This is a genomic window from Vagococcus sp. JNUCC 83, assembly GCF_053667615.1.
Genome location: NZ_CM132204.1, coordinates 949,088 through 970,638 on the forward strand (window position 1 = coordinate 949,088; position 21,551 = coordinate 970,638).

Below are 21,551 nucleotides of genomic sequence, written 5' to 3' on the forward strand. Positions count from 1 at the left end.
AATGGACATAATAATTAAATAAGCACCTCAATAACTTTACAAAAGTCTTTCATTTATTTCAATATTGATTTATCTCTTTTAAGTAAATATTTAACTTTCATTTACTTGTTTCATTCTTTTGACATGTTTTCTTCTATTTTGTTTAGTTAACAACAAAAAAAGAGAAGATAAGCGCAAATTAACTTCACGTTTTCTTCTCGCTTTTTTCTCTTGTTACGATTAGTGTGTTTCCCCACCAATCGTGCGAATATCTTCTTTGTTGTTAAACAACACAATGGCTTCAAGTGCTTTTTCTAACGAGCGTACAATATCATCTAAACTCATACTTGGTAGATTTGGCTTATCAACGACTTGCGAAGGAATAAATGGCACATGGATAAAGCCACCTTTCATTTTAGGAAACTCTTTATCAATCATGTATTGCACTTGATACATGATATGGTTACATACAAATGTTCCTGCTGTATTCGATACAGCACCAGGTAATCCTGCTTCTTTCATTGCGTTAACCATGGCTTTCACAGGTAACTGTGTAAAGTAAGCTGATTGACCATCTTTTTGAATCAGTTCATCAATTGGTTGATTGCCTTCATTATCAGGAATCCTTGCATCATCGACATTGATTGCCACCCGTTCAGGCGTCACTGAAAAACGTCCTCCAGCTTGACCAATATTAACCACTACATCTGGTTGATGGATTAAAATAGCTTCTTTAACCACATCTGCTGATTTAACAAACACAGTTGGTATTTCAAGTTTTATTATTTCAGCGTCCAAAATAGTATTTGGTAATTTTTTAACTGCTTCTAACGCTGGGTTAGTTGATTCTCCGCCAAAGGGATCAAATCCGGTAACTAAAATTTTCATCTACTTTCTTCCTTTCCTTAACTAAAATGCTAATACGTACATTAACACAATATGAATAACTATCATCACAATAGCCATCGGAGCTTGCGCTTTAATCACGCCATTTGTATCGTCCATTTCAAGCAAAGCAACAGGTAACGCATTAAAGTTTGCTGCCATTGGTGTTAATAGCGTCCCGCAAAATCCTGCTGTCATAGCGAGCGTACCTGCTACAACTGGATCGCCCCCTTGCATCATGACAAATGGCACTCCAATTCCTGCTGTAATGACAGTAAACGCCGCAAACGCATTTCCCATCACCATGGTAAAAATCATCATCCCTAAACAATAAGCAATCACTCCAGCTAAACGGTTGCCTTCTGGTACAACCCCTGAGATGGCTTGTGAAATCACCTCTCCTACACCAGCTGCATTAAACACCACACCAAGTGCTGCTAATAATTGAGGGAGAATCCCTGTTGTTCCGACAGACTGGAACATACGATCAGTGTCCTCTAAGGCAACTTTAGGTGGTGCTTTTGTGATAATCATCGCCACAATCAAAGCCACAATAGAAGCCACACCAATCCCAACTTGTCCTCCAAGCGGGGTATAAGAAATAACTACCGCAACAATCGCTAATAACACTGACGGGAAAAATACCCAACTGCCAAGTTTTTCAGCCGAGCGTTGTCCTTGTTCTTCATCTAACTCGGCTATTTTACCAATTTTGACTTGCTTAAATAATGTTAACACTCCAATCACAGCTAGCAATACCCCAGATACCACATAGGGCATAAGTTTACCTGCTGCAAATATAACACCTAGTATTAACCAAAACAACCCTGTTCCAATTCGGGCGTCATTTGTTTCATCTTTAAAACAACGAACGGCTGTCATCATGGATAATAAACCGATTAAAATATAAAAGAATTCTAAAATTGCTGGAATATATTGAGCCATCTTCTATTCTCCCTTCATTTTTTATATTTTTTTGCTAATTTTCTATCAAATAACCAATTTGATAAAGCGGATAATACCAATGCAATCACTGCGACAAGAAGTGCCATACGCGCAATACTGGCATCACTAACCTCATAGCCTAAATCTTTTAACGTACCATAAATAAGTAACACACCAGCAGAGGCAATAAATGTATTTTGAGCAAAAAAGTTCCCAAAGTTTTCACTAGCAGCTGAACGTGCTTTAATTTTATCCTCGTCCTCTCTTGTGATCTCACCATAAGTATGTTTGGCAGCAGCTTGAGCCATTGGATTAACAATTGGTCGCACAAATTGAGGATGTCCAGACAAACGAAGACCAAATAATCCAGCTAATTCACGTAAAGCTGTATAAAGCGTAATGAATTTACCAGGCGTTAGACCTTTTATTTTTTTAATCAAAATAACTGCTTGTTGTCTTAGGCCAAAACGTTCTGATAACCCAATCATCGGTAACGTCAGTAAAAAAATAGTCACCAATCGATTGTTGACAAATGCTTCTCCTAGCATCGTGAAAAACTCATAAAACGACATGCCTGATACAAGAGCAGTGGAAAGTGCTGCGACAATCACGACGGCTATTGTATCAAATTTAAACATAAATCCGACTAAAATAATTAAAATCCCAATTAGTTTAATCCATTCCATAAAATCCCTCCTAAAATTAACAATAATTAGAAGTATAAGTAACGTTTTAAAGATTGTAAATAGTTTTTACATAAGTGAGTTATTTTTTTAAGTGACATCATCTTCATCTAAAGAACATCATTTAATAACACAAAGTGTCTACTTGATGTTTTTTTACACATTATTTACAAACTATTCATAAACTTCACGCTATTTTTGTTGATTAATAAATTGGTATATGTTAAATTAAGAATGTGGTCGGGCGATACCTTCCATACATTTTTGAAAAGGAGGAATGACATAATGGTATTTACACAACAAGCTATTTCATATCGTGTTACTTTAAATACAGATGAAAACATTTTTATTGTATTTGATGCAACAAACGATGACGTCTTTGCAACTGGTGCTACTATCGAAGAAGCAAAAAACAACTTAAATCTATTAATTAAGGAGTAATGACATTGGACGAATCCAGTTATTAGAGCAAGTATTCACCCACACCACCGGATGAATACTTGCTTATTTAATTTTAACTAATCATGAAACCCTTATCATTATTTTCTGACATCAACTAAAAACCTATTTTTTATAAAAGTGGTATACATAAATTTTTCCTATAAAAAAGACACTGCCTAAAAATAGACACTGTCATTTTTTGTCTTTAATTGGTTGATCATCAAACACTGCTAAAACTTTTCCATTAGCTTGTTTGGTTGCTGATATCAAATACAACGTCTTATCGGGATACTGATCTAATACATATGTATCATCTTTTTCTTTTTCATCTAACGCATCCCAAGACTCAAATTCTTCTTTATATTTTCCTTCAGTTGTTTTAGAATCATCTGTTTGCTCAACTTTTGATAAATCAATACTTCCTGTATCTTTAGCAACCACATCTGGTGCACCACCTTTTACTTGCTCAGTATAAAAGTAGTAACCCACACCACCAATAATGATTAATAAAATTAAAATAGAAAAAATTCGTTTAAAAGTTTTCATATACTATCTCCTTAAAAGATTAGCCCATACTATTAACACCGTCTACTATTTTTTTGACGTCATTATATAGTTCAACAACTGGAACAAACCTTGCTTTTCTTAAATACTCTCTGCCGTTTAAAAACAATAAAATAACTGGTACAGTCATCACTTGATATTCACCTGAAACTTCTGGAATATCAAATGTATTGACATCTAAAAATGTGATATCTTCACTAAACTCAGCTAATTTACTTTCCACTTGTGGTTTTAATCCATGACACACACTACAATTTGGTTGACTAAAATAAACTAGAGTCAATCCTTCTTTTTGTACCAATTCATTTAATTCATTTATTTCTTTTACTTGTTTAAACATTACATTCCCTCTTTTCTCTTTATCATTATATAAAGAGAAATCGGTTTATCCAACTTTTATGCCTAAAAATTCGTATACCCCCACGAGTACTGATTCGTCATCAACTAAATCTTTGCTTTTTAGCCATCCCACTAAGTACAACAAGTCAATCTCATTAAGTGGTAAGTCATCAAATAAAGGTTGCACAATCGTTTTAAACTGATTAAGCAAGTCGTCAGTGATTACCGTAAGATTTAAATCATAGTAGCCATCATTATCTGTCAAATAATTTAAAGCTAACAAACTTTCTAAAAAGATATCTCGTGATGCAATAGGAATCTGACGCCCTTTTTTGATTCGACGTAGTTTTCGTTCGACATAATGAATAAAATACGATGGATTAACATCTCCTAGCAAACGATTTATCGTTGTATACATTTGACTGTTAGTTGATACTTGATACCGTTGTTCATAAAAATATGACGCTAGCGTATGTGTGCCAGCTAATTCATCCAGTCGTTCATATGAATAAATCTCCGTTTTTATACCGGTCAATTTTTGAAGATAAACTGGTAGTGAAAGAATATCATCTAATTTGGGTGATTGCTCAATAAAATAAATGTTTGGTTCATTGCATTCTATTTGACTCATCAACGCATGAATTAAATAAAAACTTCTCTCTTTAGTTGTTATTTCAAGTGTATTAATCGGCTCAAGAGCAACTTTTATCCAGTCTTTAAAAGATACTTCAAGCATCGCCATTCGCTCAGACTGTTGACTACTAGATATGGTATCACCAATTAAACTATATCGACCATGATGTCGAGAAATAACCCCAAGATTGACCCAATCTTCCATTTTTTTCTCGATATTGCTGAATTGTGGCAATGCTCTTTTTATTTCTCGTAATGTCACATCATTTGACTCAGATATGAGGAAGTTAAGGACTTGATCAAATGCGTCATCATTCATTAACTGTCTTTTCGCTGGTGTTTTACTTAATGTAACCAACCGATACATACAGCCGACCTCCTCAGGTTAAAAAAATCTCCAAGTTTCCTCAGAGATTTTATTTTTTTATGCATTAAATGCGTTTGTTAATGGTGGAACCACTTGTTTTTTACGTGACACGACGCCTGCTAATTCAGCTGTATTGTTTTCTAACGTCACACCAAATGCTGCTTCCACTTTTTCTTTTGGTTCACCAACAACAAGAGCCACAGAATTACTGTCTAAAATGTTTGTAATAACTAAAATAAATAAATCAAAGCCATTTTCTGTGTTTTCTTTTGCCATTGCTTCTTCAAGTTCTGTTTGGCGAGCCAATACGTCGTTCACATCAACCGTATTTACTTGACCAATACGCACTGATTTATCGCCCATTGGGAAAGTTTTAGCATCTGCATTGATTAATTCTAGTGCTGTTTTTGTCGAAAGATTTGTTCCAGCTTTTAACATATCTAATCCATAAGCGTTTAAGTCCACACCAGCAATTTCAGCTAATTCTTTTGCTGCTTTGACATCTTCTTGTGTACAAGTTGGTGATTTAAATAGCAATGAATCAGATACAATTGCTGACAACATCATCCCTGCAATATTTTTGGGAATTTCAACACCATGTTCTTTGTAAATTTTTAAAATAATCGTATTAGTACATCCAACTGGTTCTGCACGGTAATAAAGTGGGTTAGCTGTTTCAAAATTAGCAATACGGTGATGATCGACTACTGCCAATACTTCTAAGTCTTTGATGTCACTCACACTTTGTTGTGCTTCATTGTGATCCACTAGCATCACTTGTGTTGTTTCACTTGCACACGTTTCAACTACTCGAGGTGCCTCAACTTTAAAATAATCTAGTGCGTAAGCTGTTTCTTCATTTGGTGTGCCTAAAGCCACTGCTTCGGCTTCTATACCAAGTTTATTTTGTAGATAAGCAAATGAAATTGCTGAAGCAATCGCATCTGTATCCGGATTTTGATGACCAAAAATTAATACCTTTGTCATAGTTATGTATCCCTCCAATTAATGTCATACATGATACATTATATCACAATTTTTATAAAGGATTGGTAAAAATTTAAATTTACATACGACACAAAAAGCCTATCTCATGTAAAAAAGAGATTAGATAAACTCTAATCTCTCTAAATCCATTAATCAGCATCTCTCTCGATAATTTCGCCTGTTTGAGCATTTATTTTGTACTCAACTTCTTTCGTCATTCCTTCTTCAACTGAGACTTCCCAATAAGTAATCCCTAATTTTTCTTTGATTTCCCAATCCACTACTTTACCAAAACCTGCTTCTTTAACCGCAAGATCAAAAATTTCTGACATATCTTTCATATCCGTTAAATTTAATTTGTTTTCTTTACGTTTTACACCATTCTTTTCATCACGGTCAAGCTGTTCAGAACGTTCTTTATGCACTTCTTTGGTATCCGTATTAATTTTTAATTCATATTCTTCGTTATCATCTACCCCTTCAATTGCATAAAAGGTTTTTCCTAAGCTTGTGTCCAAGCTAATAGATGTGATATCTGTGTCTGGATAGTTTTCTTTATAAGTATCAATTGCATCAGATAAACTCACATTATAAACAGTTCCCTCAGAACTTGCAGTTGAATTGTTTGTTGATTGGCTTGATGATACCTTTGTTTGACTAGTTGAATTAGCAACTTGTGAACTTGATGATTTTCCTGTGTTTGTCGAATTAGCTGATTGAGATGAGCAACCTGCAAATACCCCTAATGATAATACTGCGCTACTTAATAAAATTATTTTTTTCATGTATTGTTCTCCCTTTTCTTTATTTAACATACTTTTATTATAAAGGATGCCACATATAATTCAAATCCAACTTAAGAACGATTTTCTATCAGACTATCTGTTGAAGCCTTTCTCAACAAAAAAGATTAGGAAACTAGCTCCTAATCTTTTTCATCTATTATTTAACCGGACGTTTTTCTTTGTACTTAGTATAAGCAGATGTGTGCAGTAAGTCTTGCGCATTTTTAACACGTTCTTGTGTTGGTGGGTCAATGCCTTTTAATGGGTAATCTATCCCTAAATCTTTCCATTTAAACAATCCCATCGTGTGATAAGGTAGCACTTCCACTTTATCAACATTTTTTAGCTCTTCTATAAATGCATTCAAACGAATTAAATACTCATCATAATCTGTTCTTTGAGGCACTAAGACATGTCGTATCCAAACAGGTTGCCCGATATCAGATAGATATTTCGCCATCTCTAAAATATTATCATTTGTGTGCATGGTTAGTTCTTTGTGACCTTGTGGATCGATGTGTTTAATATCGAATAAAAACAGATCAGTGTATTTCAACATCTCATTAAATTTACTAAAAAAAGGTTCCTCAAACGTAAATGGTTTCCCACATGTATCGACTGTTGTATGGATACCATGCTTTTTAGCTTTTTTAAATAAATCAATGATGAAATCAAGTTGAAGCAATGGTTCACCACCACTAATCGTGATACCACCTTCTTCACCCCAGTAAGATTTATAACGTAACGCTTCTTCTAATACCTCATCAGTCGTCACTTCACGTCCCCCACCGATTTTCCATGTGTCAGGATTATGACAAAACTGGCAACGCATTTTACATCCTTGCATAAATACGATAAAACGAACGCCAGGACCATCAACTGTCCCTAAATTTTCTGTCGAATGAATTCTTCCTGTTACTGATTCTGTCATTTTAGTCACTTCCTAACTTTGCTTTAAAAAAAGGATGACCGCTAAAACAGCCATCCTTTTATTTTACTAATTGTTTAATTACATTCTATCATGAGCTGTACGAGAAATTACGTCAGCTTGTTGTTCTGGTGTTAAATCACGGAATTTAACAGCATATCCAGATACACGGATAGTTAAATTTGGATATTTTTCAGGATGAGCTTGAGCGTCTAATAATAAATCTGTTGTAAAGACGTTCACGTTCAAGTGGTATCCACCTCTGTCGAAGTAGCCATCCATTACGTTACGTAAGTTGTTAATACGAGTATCATCATCTTTACCTAAACCATTAGGGTTAATAGTTTGAGTATTTGAGATACCATCTAACGCTGATGTATAAGCAAGTCTTGCAGTTGAGTTTAATGATGCTAAAAGACCATTTTTCTCACCTAAGAATTTGCCATCTTGGTAACTTGGGTTAGCACCTGGTGCTAATGGTTTACCAGCACGACGTCCATCTGGTGTATTACCAGTAGCTTTACCATAAACAACATTAGAAGTAATAGTTAATAATGATGTTGTAGGTGTTGAGTTTCTGTATGTGTGTTGACGTTTGATTTGAGTCATGAAGTAATCCAAGATCCAGTTTGCCATATCATCTGCTTCTTCATTGTCGTTACCATAAGTTGGGAACTCATTTTGTGGCACATAGTCTACTGCTAAACCATCTTCGTCACGGATAACTTGTACGTTACCATGTTTGATAGCCATGATACTATCAGCCGCATGAGAGATACCTGCAATACCAGTTGCAAATGTACGTTTCAAGTGAGTATCCATAAATGCTAATTGTGGTGCTTCATAAGCATATTTATCATGCATGTAATGGATAACATTTAATGTATTAACATACAACTCAGCTAACCAATCTAACATATCTTTGTAACGAGTGATAAATTCATCATAGTTTAATGTATCACCAGTCATTGGACGGAAACGAGGTGCAACTTGTGCTTTAGTCACTTCGTCAACCCCACCGTTGATTGCGTATAACACAGCTTTTGCTAAGTTAGCACGAGCTCCGAAGAATTGCATGTCTTTACCCATAACTGTAGCAGACACACAACAAGCAATCGCACAATCATCTGATCCCCAGTTAGCACGTAATAAATCATCATTTTCAAATTGGATTGAAGAACTTTCTTTCGCAATTTTAGCAGAGTAAGTTCTGAATCCTTCTGGTAAATGAGAAGAATACAATACTGTTAAGTTTGGTTCTGGAGATGGTCCCATGTTTGTTAATGTATGTAAGATACGGAAATCATTTTTTGTCACTAATGAACGTCCGTCAATTCCCATACCAGCAATAGATAATGTTGCCCAAATTGGGTATCCAGAGAATAATTGGTTGTATTCTGGTGTACGAGCGAATTTAACCATACGTAATTTCATAATTAAGTGATCAATTAGTTCTTGAGCTTCTGCTTCGTTGATTACACCATTTTCTAAGTCACGTTGGATGTAGATATCTAAGAAAGCTGAGATACGTCCGATTGACATAGCTGCACCATTTTGAGATTTAATAGCTGCTAAGTAACCGAAGTATACCCATTGGATAGCTTCTTGAGCGTTTTTAGCAGGTTTAGAAATATCAAATCCGTAGTAAGTAGCCATTTCTTTAATGTCAACTAATGCTTTGATTTGGTCAGATACTTCTTCACGTAAGCGAATCACATCATCTGTCATTACTTTGTTACCAACGTTAGATAAGTCTTTTTTCTTTTCAGCGATTAAGAAGTCGATTCCGTATAAAGCTAAACGACGGTAGTCACCGATGATACGTCCACGGCCATAAGCATCTGGAAGACCTGTGATAATTTTATTTTTACGAGCGGCTCTCATTTCAGGAGTGTAAGCATCAAATACACCTTGGTTATGTGTTTTTCTCCAGTCAGAGAAGATTTTTGTCATTTCATCGTCAACTTCATAACCGTTTGATACTAATGCGTTGTTTGCCATGTTGATACCACCAAATGGCATAAATGCTTGTTTCAATGGTACATCTGTTTGCAAACCAACAATTTTTTCTTCTTCTTTAATTAAGTATCCAGGTTCATGTGATGTTACTGTTGCAGGGATATTGTTATCCATGTCGTAAACACCATTTTTTTCATGTTGCACTTCAAATAATTCTTGTAATTTAGTCCATAATTTTTCTGTGCTATCAGCAGCTGGCTCTAAGAAACTGTCGTCACCTTTGTACTCTGTGTAGTTTGCTTGAATAAAATCTCTAACATCCACTTGTGTACGCCATTTACTACCTTTAAATCCATCCCAGTATCCCATAATATGAGAACCTCCTTAAGTTAGTTGTTTCAAAGTTTTAATGTTTAATTTCTTTACATGCTCAGTATAACACAAAAACAGTTTCACGCAAGTGTTATAGTGAAAAAAATTACAATTATTGTTAAAAAAAACACAAAATTCCTTTAAGCTTATGAGAATAGACTTTCTTAATATTTTATTAAGAGTATTTAGAAGCCAAACTGTTTCAATATCCATCTTAAACTGTGTTATAACAGCGATTACATTTTTATATGTGTCCTATAACAGAAAACAGAAGAAATCCCGAAAGATTTCTCCTGCTCAGCTAATCTTGTTTTTCTTTTTGTGACATACTTATTTTGACGACTTCACCATCTACTTTTTCGTTTGAAACAAAGGAACCATTTGATGTTCGATCATTTAAAGGTATATCTTTAACGTCTAATTCATAGAGTTGCCCATTCTCTGTTTCTACTATTATTAACTCGTCATTGTCATTACTTGAAACGCTCGAGAACACACGATGAGGATTACTTTTCAACTCGCGTAATACCATTAACCCACGTTTCGCTCGCCCAAGTTTACTTAAGTCCAATAAGTCCATTTTCTTCACTGACCCACGTTGTGTCACAATAGTTGCCAGATGTGAGGTTTCATTGCTCTTAAAGATATGACTTGCTACTAAATAATCGCCTTCTTTGAGGTTAATAGCTTTTACTCCTGATGCCTTAGCACCGACTGTCGGCACTTCACTTAAATCATACCGTAATCCAAAACCTAAATGGCTGATTAACGTGACATCATACTCTGTTTTTGAATCAATCAGATTCGCACTGATTAACTCGTCAGTCTCTGTTTTTAGTTTCATACACATTAACGGACGGCTCTTATACGTTCGCCAGCTAGCAAATTCACTCATCAATGTGCGTTTAATCATGCCCTCTTTAGTGACAAACACAAATTCTTTCGTCTCATCAAGCATTTCATAAGGAAAGACTTTTAAAATCTGCTCATTTGGTAACAACGTGCTTAGAGTTTGTGAAAAATGTTCACCAACATCTTTCCATTTCTTATCTGTTAATTCATGCACAGGTCGATAAATAATATTCCCCTTTGTTGTAACAAATAACACGTGATGATGTGTGTTTAATTGTGACGCATAAATCAGCTCGTCTGTGTCTTTCATTTCGATATCATCATCTTTTGACGCACCATACGAACGTAGGCTACTGCGTTTGACGTACCCTTCGCGTGTGACACTAACCATCACATCTTCTTGAGGGACAATCACAGCTGTTTCGATATTAATTTCTTCAATCTTATCTTCTAACACTGTGCGTCTATCTGTGTCATAATTTTTCTTCACTTCACGTAATTCTTTTTTCATGACTTTCAATAATTCGCCTGGATGATTGATAATTAACTCCAGTGATTTGATTAATTCTTCTAATTCAGCTGCTTCTTGTTCAAGCGCTGTAATATCCGTATTAGTCAATCGATAAAGTTGAAGTGAGACGATAGCTTCTGCTTGCTCCTCACTAAAATCATGCGCTGAAATCAAATTATCTTTCGCATTTTTTTTGTCTTTACTCTGACGAATAATACGAATCACATCATCTAAAATGGATAAAGCTTTCATCAACCCTAAAACAATGTGCTCACGTTTTTTCGCCTTGTTTAAGTCGAATTGGCTACGATCAATAATCACTTGTTTACGATGGGTAATGTAGCCCTCTAATATGTCTTTTAAACCAACTTGCTGTGGTCTTAATTGATTAATAGCCACCATGTTGAAGTTATAATTGACTTGAAGTTCTGTATTTTTAAGTAAGTAGTTCAAAATCCCTTCTGCGTCAACTTCTTTACGAAGCTCAACCACAATACGTAAGCCTGTTCTATCTGTTTCATCTCTGACTTCAGATATCCCCTCGACACGTTTTGTTAAGCGAAGTTCATCCATTTTTTTGACTAGATTCGCTTTATTAACCTCATAGGGAATTTTAGTAATGACGATTTGCTCACGTCCACCTTTTAACGGCTCGATTTCTGTTTTCGAACGAATAATCACGCGGCCTTTTCCTGTTTCATAGGCTTTCTTCAATTCTTTTTTCCCTTGAAGAATCGCACCTGTCGGAAAATCAGGTCCAGGAATAAATTCCATGAGTTTATCCACTGAAGCATTTGGGTGATCAATTAAATAAATCGTCCCGTCAATAACTTCACCTAAATTGTGCGTTGGAATTTCTGTTGCATATCCAGCAGAAATTCCTGTTGACCCATTGACTAACAAGTTAGGAAAACCAGCTGGTAACACAGTCGGTTCTTTCTCTGTATCGTCAAAGTTCCACACAAAATCAACCGTTTCTTTTTCGATATCCTTTAATAACTCACCACTAAGTTTTGACAAACGTGCTTCCGTATAACGCATCGCAGCAGGTGGGTCACCGTCCATACTCCCGTTATTTCCGTGCATTTCGATTAAGGGCTCGCGTAATTTCCAATCTTGACTCATTCGAACCATTGCTTCATATATACTACTGTCACCATGAGGATGGTAATTCCCCATAATATTACCGACAGATTTTGCTGATTTTCTAAAACTTTTTTCGTATGTATTGCCGTCTTTATTCATCGAAAATAAAATACGACGTTGCACAGGTTTTAGCCCATCTCTGATATCTGGTAAGGCTCTATCTTGAATGATGTATTTTGAATAACGACCAAAACGATCTCCCATTACATCTTCAAGACTAAGATTTTGAATCCCATGTTCTTGATTCATTCTGGTTCTCTCCTTTTATAGGTACTAACTAATCAAACAATTTAATGTCTTCTATGTCTTCAGATACTTGATTTGAGTGATCTTCCATCACCTCATGATTTTCTAAGATACTGCCATCTTCTTCTAGTGTAAATTGAACATGTTCTTCAATCCATTTACGACGAGGCTCCACTTTATCACCCATTAACGTTGTGACGCGACGTTCTGCTCGAGCAGAGTCATCAATGGTCACACGAATCAACGTACGTGTGTCTGGGTTCATCGTTGTTTCCCATAACTGATCAGCATTCATCTCACCAAGCCCTTTGTATCGTTGGATTAAATACCCTTTACCCATGCGTTTTGTAATATCAGCCATCTCATCATCTGTCCAAGCATATTCAAGTTGCTCACTCTTACCACGACCTTTGCTCACGCGATAAAGTGGTGGTAGGGCAATATACACTTTTCCAGCTTCAATCAATGGTTTCATATAGCGATAGAAAAATGTCAATAAAAGCACCTGAATATGCGCCCCATCTGTATCCGCATCGGTCATAATAATCACCTTATCGTAATTAACATCCTCGATATCAAAATCAGGGCCAACACCCGCACCAATGGTATAAATCATCGTGTTGATTTCTTCATTTTTTAATATATCTTGTAATTTTGCTTTTTCTGTATTAATAACTTTTCCTCGAAGCGGTAAAATCGCTTGGAATTTTCTGTCACGTCCTTGTTTGGCAGAACCTCCAGCAGAATCCCCTTCGACTAAATACAATTCATTTTTCTTTGGATTACGTGATTGCGCTGGGGTCAATTTACCAGATAATAACGATTCGCCTTTACGACGTTTTTTCCCATTACGACTATCCTCACGGGCTTTACGTGCCGCTTCACGGGCTTCACGAGCTTTCAACGCTTTTTTAACCAACATTTGAGACAAGTCATTGTTTTCTAATAAATAAAACCCTAGTTGGTCACTAATGACTGTTTCAACAATGGTTCTTGCAGCTGGTGTGCCTAATTTTCCTTTTGTTTGTCCTTCAAACTGAAGAAGATTTTCAGGAATACGCACACTAATAATTGCTGATAGTCCTTCTCTAAAATCACTGCCTTCTAAATTTTTATCTTTTTCTTTTAACAAGCCAGTTTTTCTAGCGTATTCATTAAACGATTTTGTTAACGCAGTTTTCATCCCAACTTCATGCGTTCCACCGTCTCTTGTACGCACATTATTAACAAACGATAAAATATTTTCTGAGTAGCCATCATTGTATTGAAACGCAAACTCAACCTCAATGCCTTCTTTTTCACCGGCAAAATAAACAACTGGCGATAAATCATCTTTGCTTTCATTTAAATAAGCAATAAATTCTTTAATCCCATCTTCATATAAAAAGACATTTTCTTTTTCTTGTCCGTCACGCTCATCTGTTAGTGTGATTTTGATCCCTTTTAGTAAAAAGGCTGACTCACGCAAACGCTCTGATAACACGTCATATGAAAACACAGTTGTCGAAAAAATTGATGCATCTGGTTTAAATGTAATCATTGAACCATTTTGTTTAATTGATGTTTTTGTTTTTTTGAATTTCCCATCAGGATGACCACCATCTTTAAATGATAAAGTCGCCAGTTGGCCATCTTTTATTGTTTCAACTGTTAGTGAGCTTGATAGAGCATTAACAACACTAGCTCCCACACCATGAAGACCTCCAGATGTTTTATAGCCACCTTGCCCAAATTTTCCACCGGCATGAAGAATCGTAAAAATAACTTCTATCGTTGGTTTCCCTGAAGCATGCATCCCAGTTGGCATACCACGGCCATAATCTCTGACGCTTATGCTATTGTCTTTATGTATTGTGACATCAATTTCTGTACCGTAACCAGACAATGCTTCATCAACCGCATTATCAAAGATTTCAAATACTAAATGATGTAATCCTTTAGAGTCTGTTGATCCAATATACATCCCTGGACGTTTTCGTACCGCCTCTAAACCTTCTAATACCTGAATGGATGAATCATCGTATTGTCTATTTATTTCTTTTGACATAGGTAAACTCCTTTTCTACCATCATAACGTAAACAAGTTTCATGCTTGTCCTTATCAATAATAGGCTATCTTTTAGCCGATGTAAAGAACAGGTATTCCCCCATCCTAACGGCAACATCCCTTATTCTATAATAAAACAAGATTTCTTGCAAAGTGAGATTTTCAAGAAAAATATATGAACTTTTTAAATTTAATTTACAACGTTTTAAAAAAACTGTATATTTAATAAATGGTTAAATTTTTTAAGAAAGGACATGCGTATGAATCAAACAAACAAAGATGTTAATTTATCACTACTACTTTCTACGTTATTCTTAGGCTATGTGATAGTCTATATTGATAAATTATCTGTGGGAATCTCTATCATATCAATCAGTAAAGATATCCCAATGACTGAAAGCCAAAAAGGACTCATCTTAAGTGCTTTTTTTATTGGTTATGCTATTATGCAAATTCCTATGAGTTTTGCGATTAATAAATTTGGAGCAAAAAAAGTACTCATCTGGTCAATCTTTATGATTGGGGTATTCGATTTTATCTTTAGCTTTAGCCAAACAGTCACCATGTTGTTAGCCATTAGGCTCTTAACAGGAATGTTAGCTCATTCTGGCTACCCATCCGCTTCAAGTAAGGAGATTATCGATCATTTCCCAATTGAGCGCAGAACGTTTGCTAAAGGGGTTTTAATCTCTTCTTCTGGTATTGCGGGAGTGATTGGCCCAATCTTACTTTCGCCAATCATTGACAAATATAATTGGAAAATTGCGTACACGCTTTTAACAGTGATTGCTATTATTGCGTCATTTATTATAGCAAAAGGCATTCCAACACCGGCAAAACAACAGAATGACGACCTAAGCGAGCAAGACAAAGAAAAAGTTTCTTTATTAAAAATTTGGAACAACCGAAATATTTGGACGTTATTTGCAGCAGCCTTTTTTGTTAATAGCTTACTTTACGGTATTAACAACTGGCTACCAAGTTTTCTAACAAGTCAACGTGGAATTACATTAACCCAATCAGGATTTGTGAGTTCAGTTGTTGGAGTGTTTGCATTGGTAGGTGCAATTGGTGGGAGTCTAGTCGTTAGTAAATTCTTTGCTGAAAAAGACACACTAGTGATCATGATTATGGCAACACTTGGCTCTGTATTTGTCTTTTTATCTTACTACGTTCACTCACTGATTCTATTTATTTTAGTATTAGGAATCGCAACATTATCAATGACTGTTGCGTTTGTCACACTTATGACCATTCCACTAAAAGTATTTACAGGTAAAAACTTTGCACCAAGTTACTCTACTATCTCAACAGGTGGTATTTTGGGTGGTGCCACTGCTCAAATTATTATCGGTGCTTTAGTGGATAGCTCTGGATCTTATTTATCCGCATTTATTTACTTTCTAGCTCTTGGTATTCTAGCAACTATTTCTTTAATGTTTCTTAAAAAGGGCGCTGAAAATTATTAAACATAAAAAAGACTTAGACATGGTGGGACTGAACCCCTAAAATGAGACAGTAATAAAAACACCTATGCGATTACTTTTTTCCGATAGTCAACTGGAGATAAGTAGTCGTATTTTTGTTGAATTCTTTCTTTATTATAATAGTTGATGAAATTTTGTACAGTTTCAATTACACTAATTGTAGAGCTTCCAAGCTCTGGGTGTAATGAGAACGTTTCAGACTTTAGGATGGAATGAAACGATTCTATTGGAGCATTATCTGCAGGAGTCCCTTTTCGGGACATACTTCTGGTAATGCTCTTTTCTTTTGTTGCGTGATAATAAGCATATGAAGTATACACAGAACCTTGATCCGAATGAAGTATACATTTATCTGGAAGTTTAGGTAATTTATTTAGTGTGTCTAAAACACAAGATATGTCCTGTTTTTCACTTATTGTATGGGTTTGTCAAGTTAAGTGTGTAAGTAATTTTAAATAATAATAGAACGACAATTTGACAATGAGTCGTCCTGTGATAATCTTCGAGGATAAGAGGGCATTTTTAATAAAGCTCTTGTCCCGATAAAAATTCACAGGACGAGAGACTCGTTGTCAAATTATATATATCCAACCTATTTTGATTAGTACCGATTATATTTTTCAACTCGTTTTGAAAAAGAATCATTAACAGTTAATTGATTAAGCACCATAGCCCAATTGTGAACGTGTCCACCTTCCCATTTACTTTGAAGTTCTTTTACTCGAAGATATAGCAGCTTAAGAAGGGCATTCTCATTAGGGAAAGCGCCTTTTTTAGTTACCTTACGGAAACTTGAATGAACACTCTCTACAGCATTTGTTGTGTACATTATTTTTCGAATAGCTGATCCATAATCAAATAGTTGTTCAACATGTTGAAAATTTCTTTTCCAAACATCAACAGCTCCTGGATAAATAGCCCACTTTGTTTGAAAGGTATCAAAAGCTGTTTGAGCAGCTTTTAAAGAAGAAGCGCTGTAAAAAGACTTCATATCCTTACAAACTTCTTTATAACTCTTACTTGGTACATAGCGAAGGGCATTTCTAACTAAATGAACTAAACAACGTTGAACCACAACGCCTGGGAAAATAGCTTTAGCACCATTTTCAAGTCCTGATACGCCGTCCATTGAAATAAATAGAATATCTTCAACTCCACGCTCTTTAATCTCATCAAAAATCTGCATCCATCTGTTTTTTGATTCTGTTTGATTTAACCAAAGGCCTAAAATTTCTTTATTTCCTTTTAAATCATAGCCAAGAATTGTATACACTGCACATTCTTTCACTTCATAATTTTCTCTTAGAGTGACATACATACAATCAACAAACAAGAAGGCATAGCATTTGGCCAGAGGTCTGATTTGCCATTCCTCAAGTTCTGATAATATTTGATCTGTGATATCCGACACCATGTCATGAGAAATAGTAAAGCCATAAATATCTTCAATTGTCGAGGCAATATCTCGTTGACTCATGCCTTTGGCATACATAGAAAGAACTTTACTTTCAATACTTGAAACGTCTTTGCTTCTTTTAGGAATAATTTCTGGTTCAAAAGAAGCATCTCTATCTCTTGGAACCTGAATGTCTAATTCACCGAAACTTGTTTTTAACTTTTTATTTCCATATCCATTCCGTCTGTTTTGAGTTTCTTTTTCTTGTCTTGACTGATTCTCATAACCTAAATGATTATCTAATTCTCCACGTAGCATAGCTTCAAACATCGGTCCAAAAACATCTTTTAAAGCTTCTTGCATATCTTCAACCGATTCTGGTTGATAGATGTCAATAATTGATTGAGCTAACTTCGCTGATTTTTGGTCTCTTTTCTTTTTAGCCACAGCTTCTCACTCCTTTAATCTATTGTAAAAAAAGAAAAACCGCGAAGCAACCCACTACCTAGGATGGTAGGTTACTTACACAGTTTATATTACACTCTCTATTGTATAAGAAAGTATTTCTCCATTAAACAAATCCATAATGCTAGAAAGATAGAGTCTTTTAGGACCATAATCAAGATAAGTGATGTCTGTTGTTAGTTTTTCTAGTGGCTTACTTGAACTAAAGTCTCTATCAATTACATTAGTAGTTTTAAAATAAATAGAACCAGGACGTTTTTCTTTCTTTATTTTCACCTGACAACTCCATCCATATTTTTGCATAATACGCTGAACAACTTTATGATTCACTTTTATCTTTTTACGAAGTAAAAAAGTGATTTTTCGATAACCATAAGTGAACTTGTTTTCTTTACACAGCTGCTCAATCATTTTAATTCGATTATCGGCAACATATTCTTTCTTAGACCAACGATAGTAAGTACTTCTAGCTATCCCAAAATAGTGACATAACCATGTTATAGATAGTTTTCCTTTATAAGAATCAACTAAATTTATGAATACTTCTTTTTCCACATCCTTTCCAACTCCTTGTATTTTTTTAAAACATCAATTTCCTGTTTCAAGTACTTGTTTTCTCTTTCTAGAACTTCTAAAGGTGAAAAGTGTTCATTACCTTTTCCATAAGTATATTGTTTTCCCACACCTTGAGAGAATCGATAAGATTCTCCATTTCTATACCATTTCCACCATGTTTTCACCTGAGTTTTATTCCGAATGTTGAGTTTATTCATAATTTCTGATGTTGTTTTACCTTCAAGTTTCATTTTTATAGCTTCTTCTTTTACTTCTACTGGATAAGCAATCCTTTTAACCATAAAAAATACACCTCCGTTAAATTCATTTTACATGAATTCAACAGGGGTGTTTTTATATTTGTCTCATCTTTTGGGGTCAGTTCCGGTATTATTTACTGTCTAAGTCTTTTCTTCTATTCCTCAGTTGGTTCATCATCACTATATGTCATTAATACTTTCCTTGGCTTACTTCCTTCTGAGGCTCCGACAACACCATGTTCTTCTAATTCATCAATCAATCGTGCGGCTCGGTTATAACCAATCCTAAAACGACGTTGCAAGAGTGATATACTGGCTGTTTGCATCTCAATAATAAGAGCTTTTGCTTCATCGAAATACTCATCCAACTCTTCTGTTGAACTACTGCTAGTTGGTGTGTCTGATGGCATCATATGCTCTTGGTAGTCTGCTTCTTGTTGATTTGTCACAAACTCTACAATGTGCTCGACCTCTTCATCTGATATAAACGCTCCTTGCACACGAATTGGTTTATTTTCACCCATCGGCACAAACAACATGTCGCCTCGTCCAAGTAGTTTTTCAGCACCATTACTGTCAATAATGGTACGTGAATCAATCCCACTCGACACGGCAAATGCAATACGAGATGGCACATTGGCTTTTATAATCCCTGTAATAACATCGACACTTGGTCGTTGTGTGGCTAAAATCATATGAATACCAGCAGCTCGTGCCATTTGCGCCAAACGAATAATCGCATCTTCGACTTCGTTACTTGCTACCATCATCAAATCGGCTAACTCATCAACGATGACCACAACATACGGTAAACTTGATTTATTTTCACCGGTCGATTGGTTATGTTTTTTAACCATATCGTTGTATCCGTTCATGTTACGCACACCAAATCCAGCAAATAATTCGTAGCGTCGCTCCATCTCTTCTACCACTTTTTGCAATGCTTGAGCGGCTTTTCGAGGATTCGTTACAACTGGTGTTAATAGATGTGGGACCCCGTTATAAACATTTAACTCAACCATTTTCGGATCAATCATCATCATTTTCACTTGATGTGGTTTAGCTTTCATCAAAATACTTGAAATGATTGTATTAATGCAGACTGATTTTCCACTTCCCGTTGAACCGGCAATAAGTAAATGCGGCATTTTTGTTAAATCGGCGGTCATCACCTCACCAGAGATACTGCGACCAAGTGGCACTTCTAGCAGCAACTCATCGTGATTGTTTTCTGATTCGACGACATCACGAAACGATACCATACTCGTTGTTTGATTAGGCACCTCAATACCAATTAATGATTTCCCAGGGATTGGGGCTTCCATCCGAATATCTTTTGCCGCTAACGCTAATGCTAAATCATCTGTTAAACCAACGATTTTACTAACCTTTACTCCTACAGCAGGTTGAATCTCAAATTTAGTAACAGATGGCCCAAGGCTAGCGCGAACCACCTTAGCATCGACACCAAAACTATCAAATGTCTGCTCCAATACCTTTACATTTTTTTCAACCAACTTATACTCCGCACTTTGATCGGTCAGTGGGATATCATTTAATAACTCAACTGGAGGTAGTTCATAATCCTCGTTTTCTTCTTCTTCAGGCAGATCAAAAAAGAGTGGTTGTTCTTTTTCGGTCTCCTCTGAGGAATTTTTTTTCTCTTTTTTAGGACGTTCAACTGTTTGTTGGTCACGTTTTTTGTAATGATCTTGATAACTATCAATTTCAAGTGTTAACTGCTCTTTTTCTACCTCTTCATCTTCAATTATCAAATTCTGTTGTTTTTTTTTCTCATGCTCAGATGATTCTCTGACACGATTTTCAGAAACTTTTGGTTGATTTTTCTCATTCAGTTTTTTTTTTTCATCACGCTCTATCTTTTTTTCTTTAAGCGAATGAAGCCAATTGGTACCAAATTCAACTACTTTATCAGCAACTTGTGCTACACCAATATTTGAGATTAACAAGCCCCCTGCAACCATGGTTAATACCGCGACAACATAAGAACCAGCTTTTGACACTAAAAAGTAAGTAACAGTATATAATAGCGCGCCAATCATTCCACCACCAACAGACTGAGTCACACCACTTGCTTTTATGTCGGAAGAAATTTTTTGCCATGTCATTCCTAATATATTTGTGTCACGGCTAATTTGCTTAAACAAGCCAATTTCTAAAAATAATAATAACCCTAAGAAAAAGACCATCAGTCCCACAACTAAACTTTTTCGCTTAAATTTTGGGTCTTTTCCCATTAACATCAATAAGGCCCCATAAATAATTAAATAAAGAGCCATCACTAGATGCAAGTTCCCCACAAAAAAACGGAACACATTAGTCATCAGCATTCCAAGAAAACCTAATCTTAAACCTCCTAAAATACCAAATATAATAAATGATACACCGATTAAGAAATAGGTGGTTCTTTCTTGTTGTTCTTTTTGCTTTTTCGTAGGAGCTTTTTTTGTTTTCTTTTTCGCCATAATCTCTCTCCTTTAATTCATCACTCATATTATACTATACTTGCTAAAGTTTTTCTTCACCTTTTACAAAATAAACAAACATACGTTCACGAACGTTTCATCTCATTTAAAAAAAGTGATTCTTATTAAATCACCAACATATTCTTTTTTATTTTTACTAAATCTTTTAGACTTCCAGTGTATCCAAAAACTATGGCACTTCAAATATATTTAAGATGACCTTTTTAAATTCA

18 protein-coding genes and 1 pseudogene are annotated in these 21,551 nt (G+C 35.4%); 2 read left to right on the forward strand and 17 right to left on the reverse strand.

The genetic code is table 11. The features are described 5' to 3' along the window. Positions 1–219: 219 nt before the first annotated feature. From pcp to JNUCC83_RS04480, 3 genes are read right to left on the reverse strand one after another with little or no spacing between them, the layout of a single operon-like run. Positions 220–867, reverse strand: coding sequence for a pyroglutamyl-peptidase I (gene pcp / locus JNUCC83_RS04470; RefSeq protein WP_454461023.1), 648 nt, complete (start codon positions 865–867; stop codon positions 220–222). 21 nt (positions 868–888) lie between these two features. Next, positions 889–1,809, reverse strand: coding sequence for a DUF979 domain-containing protein (locus tag JNUCC83_RS04475; protein WP_454461024.1), 921 nt, complete (start codon positions 1,807–1,809; stop codon positions 889–891). Positions 1,810–1,823: 14 nt separating this feature from the next. Continuing rightward, the gene (locus tag JNUCC83_RS04480) at positions 1,824–2,495 is read right to left on the reverse strand and encodes a DUF969 domain-containing protein (protein ID WP_454461025.1); all 672 of its coding nucleotides are present in this window, start codon (positions 2,493–2,495) and stop codon (positions 1,824–1,826) included. Between the two features lie 282 nt (positions 2,496–2,777). Between JNUCC83_RS04480 and JNUCC83_RS04485 the strand changes: the two genes are divergently transcribed. Then, positions 2,778–2,933 carry a hypothetical protein gene (locus tag JNUCC83_RS04485; protein ID WP_454461026.1) on the forward strand — a complete coding sequence of 52 codons (156 nt, stop codon included), beginning with the start codon at positions 2,778–2,780 and terminating at the stop codon, positions 2,931–2,933. Positions 2,934–3,125: 192 nt separating this feature from the next. On the opposite strand, the gene JNUCC83_RS04490 is transcribed toward JNUCC83_RS04485, so the two are convergent. From JNUCC83_RS04490 to parE, 9 genes are all read right to left on the reverse strand, one after another. Beyond that, the gene (locus JNUCC83_RS04490) at positions 3,126–3,479 is read right to left on the reverse strand and encodes a hypothetical protein (RefSeq protein ID WP_454461027.1); all 354 of its coding nucleotides are present in this window, start codon (positions 3,477–3,479) and stop codon (positions 3,126–3,128) included. A 19-nt stretch (positions 3,480–3,498) separates the two neighbouring features. Then, positions 3,499–3,837, reverse strand: coding sequence for a thioredoxin family protein (locus tag JNUCC83_RS04495; RefSeq protein WP_454461028.1), 339 nt, complete (start codon positions 3,835–3,837; stop codon positions 3,499–3,501). 45 nt (positions 3,838–3,882) lie between these two features. Further along, entirely contained in the window at positions 3,883–4,836 is a 954-nt protein-coding gene (locus JNUCC83_RS04500; RefSeq protein ID WP_454461029.1) for a DUF1803 domain-containing protein, read from the reverse strand. A gap of 57 nt (positions 4,837–4,893) precedes the next feature. Then, positions 4,894–5,823 carry a manganese-dependent inorganic pyrophosphatase gene (locus tag JNUCC83_RS04505; protein ID WP_454461030.1) on the reverse strand — a complete coding sequence of 310 codons (930 nt, stop codon included), beginning with the start codon at positions 5,821–5,823 and terminating at the stop codon, positions 4,894–4,896. Between the two features lie 149 nt (positions 5,824–5,972). Further along, positions 5,973–6,608, reverse strand: coding sequence for a PepSY domain-containing protein (locus JNUCC83_RS04510; RefSeq protein WP_454461031.1), 636 nt, complete (start codon positions 6,606–6,608; stop codon positions 5,973–5,975). A gap of 157 nt (positions 6,609–6,765) precedes the next feature. After that, a complete protein-coding gene (gene pflA, locus JNUCC83_RS04515; RefSeq protein WP_454461032.1) occupies positions 6,766–7,539 on the reverse strand; it encodes a pyruvate formate-lyase-activating protein in 774 nt (257 codons plus the stop codon). Between the two features lie 78 nt (positions 7,540–7,617). After that, entirely contained in the window at positions 7,618–9,864 is a 2,247-nt protein-coding gene (gene pflB, locus JNUCC83_RS04520) for a formate C-acetyltransferase (protein ID WP_454461033.1), read from the reverse strand. Between the two features lie 304 nt (positions 9,865–10,168). Then, complete coding sequence (parC, locus tag JNUCC83_RS04525) at positions 10,169–12,625, reverse strand: DNA topoisomerase IV subunit A (RefSeq protein ID WP_454461034.1); 2,457 nt, start codon at positions 12,623–12,625, stop codon at positions 10,169–10,171. 28 nt (positions 12,626–12,653) lie between these two features. Beyond that, positions 12,654–14,669 carry a DNA topoisomerase IV subunit B gene (gene parE, locus JNUCC83_RS04530; RefSeq protein WP_454461035.1) on the reverse strand — a complete coding sequence of 672 codons (2,016 nt, stop codon included), beginning with the start codon at positions 14,667–14,669 and terminating at the stop codon, positions 12,654–12,656. Positions 14,670–14,929: 260 nt separating this feature from the next. Here parE and JNUCC83_RS04535 point away from each other — a divergent pair, with 260 nt between their 5' ends. After that, positions 14,930–16,138: an MFS transporter gene (locus tag JNUCC83_RS04535; RefSeq protein ID WP_454461036.1), complete on the forward strand. Its 1,209-nt coding sequence runs from the start codon at positions 14,930–14,932 to the stop codon at positions 16,136–16,138. A gap of 62 nt (positions 16,139–16,200) precedes the next feature. On the opposite strand, the pseudogene JNUCC83_RS04540 reads toward JNUCC83_RS04535, so the two are convergent. The 5 genes and pseudogenes from JNUCC83_RS04540 to JNUCC83_RS04560 all read right to left on the reverse strand — a co-directional run. Then, positions 16,201–16,575, reverse strand: a pseudogene (locus JNUCC83_RS04540) (transposase); the annotation flags it as partial. Positions 16,576–16,757: 182 nt separating this feature from the next. Continuing rightward, positions 16,758–17,999, reverse strand: a complete 1,242-nt coding sequence (locus tag JNUCC83_RS04545; protein ID WP_454459153.1) for an IS256 family transposase — start codon at positions 17,997–17,999, stop codon at positions 16,758–16,760. A gap of 84 nt (positions 18,000–18,083) precedes the next feature. Beyond that, positions 18,084–18,572, reverse strand: a complete 489-nt coding sequence (locus tag JNUCC83_RS04550; RefSeq protein ID WP_454461037.1) for an IS3 family transposase — start codon at positions 18,570–18,572, stop codon at positions 18,084–18,086. After that, the gene (locus tag JNUCC83_RS04555) at positions 18,551–18,874 is read right to left on the reverse strand and encodes a helix-turn-helix domain-containing protein (protein ID WP_454459949.1); all 324 of its coding nucleotides are present in this window, start codon (positions 18,872–18,874) and stop codon (positions 18,551–18,553) included. Before JNUCC83_RS04555 ends, JNUCC83_RS04550 begins: the two co-directional genes overlap by 22 nt. 113 nt (positions 18,875–18,987) lie before the next feature. After that, a complete protein-coding gene (locus JNUCC83_RS04560) occupies positions 18,988–21,318 on the reverse strand; it encodes a DNA translocase FtsK (RefSeq protein WP_454461038.1) in 2,331 nt (776 codons plus the stop codon). Between the last annotated feature and the right edge of the window lie 233 nt (positions 21,319–21,551).

Bases quoted from the DNA above. Each gene is read 5' to 3' on its own strand.
- pcp (WP_454461023.1), bottom strand. From the start codon at position 867: ATGAAAATTTTAGTTACCGGATTTGATCCCTTTGGCGGAGAATCAACT.
- JNUCC83_RS04475 (WP_454461024.1), bottom strand. From the start codon at position 1,809: ATGGCTCAATATATTCCAGCAATTTTAGAATTCTTTTATATTTTAATC.
- JNUCC83_RS04480 (WP_454461025.1), bottom strand. From the start codon at position 2,495: ATGGAATGGATTAAACTAATTGGGATTTTAATTATTTTAGTCGGATTT.
- JNUCC83_RS04485 (WP_454461026.1), top strand. From the start codon at position 2,778: ATGGTATTTACACAACAAGCTATTTCATATCGTGTTACTTTAAATACA.
- JNUCC83_RS04490 (WP_454461027.1), bottom strand. From the start codon at position 3,479: ATGAAAACTTTTAAACGAATTTTTTCTATTTTAATTTTATTAATCATT.
- JNUCC83_RS04495 (WP_454461028.1), bottom strand. From the start codon at position 3,837: ATGTTTAAACAAGTAAAAGAAATAAATGAATTAAATGAATTGGTACAA.
- JNUCC83_RS04500 (WP_454461029.1), bottom strand. From the start codon at position 4,836: ATGTATCGGTTGGTTACATTAAGTAAAACACCAGCGAAAAGACAGTTA.
- JNUCC83_RS04505 (WP_454461030.1), bottom strand. From the start codon at position 5,823: ATGACAAAGGTATTAATTTTTGGTCATCAAAATCCGGATACAGATGCG.
- JNUCC83_RS04510 (WP_454461031.1), bottom strand. From the start codon at position 6,608: ATGAAAAAAATAATTTTATTAAGTAGCGCAGTATTATCATTAGGGGTA.
- pflA (WP_454461032.1), bottom strand. From the start codon at position 7,539: ATGACAGAATCAGTAACAGGAAGAATTCATTCGACAGAAAATTTAGGG.
- pflB (WP_454461033.1), bottom strand. From the start codon at position 9,864: ATGGGATACTGGGATGGATTTAAAGGTAGTAAATGGCGTACACAAGTG.
- parC (WP_454461034.1), bottom strand. From the start codon at position 12,625: ATGAATCAAGAACATGGGATTCAAAATCTTAGTCTTGAAGATGTAATG.
- parE (WP_454461035.1), bottom strand. From the start codon at position 14,669: ATGTCAAAAGAAATAAATAGACAATACGATGATTCATCCATTCAGGTA.
- JNUCC83_RS04535 (WP_454461036.1), top strand. From the start codon at position 14,930: ATGAATCAAACAAACAAAGATGTTAATTTATCACTACTACTTTCTACG.
- JNUCC83_RS04555 (WP_454459949.1), bottom strand. From the start codon at position 18,874: ATGGTTAAAAGGATTGCTTATCCAGTAGAAGTAAAAGAAGAAGCTATA.
- JNUCC83_RS04560 (WP_454461038.1), bottom strand. From the start codon at position 21,318: ATGGCGAAAAAGAAAACAAAAAAAGCTCCTACGAAAAAGCAAAAAGAA.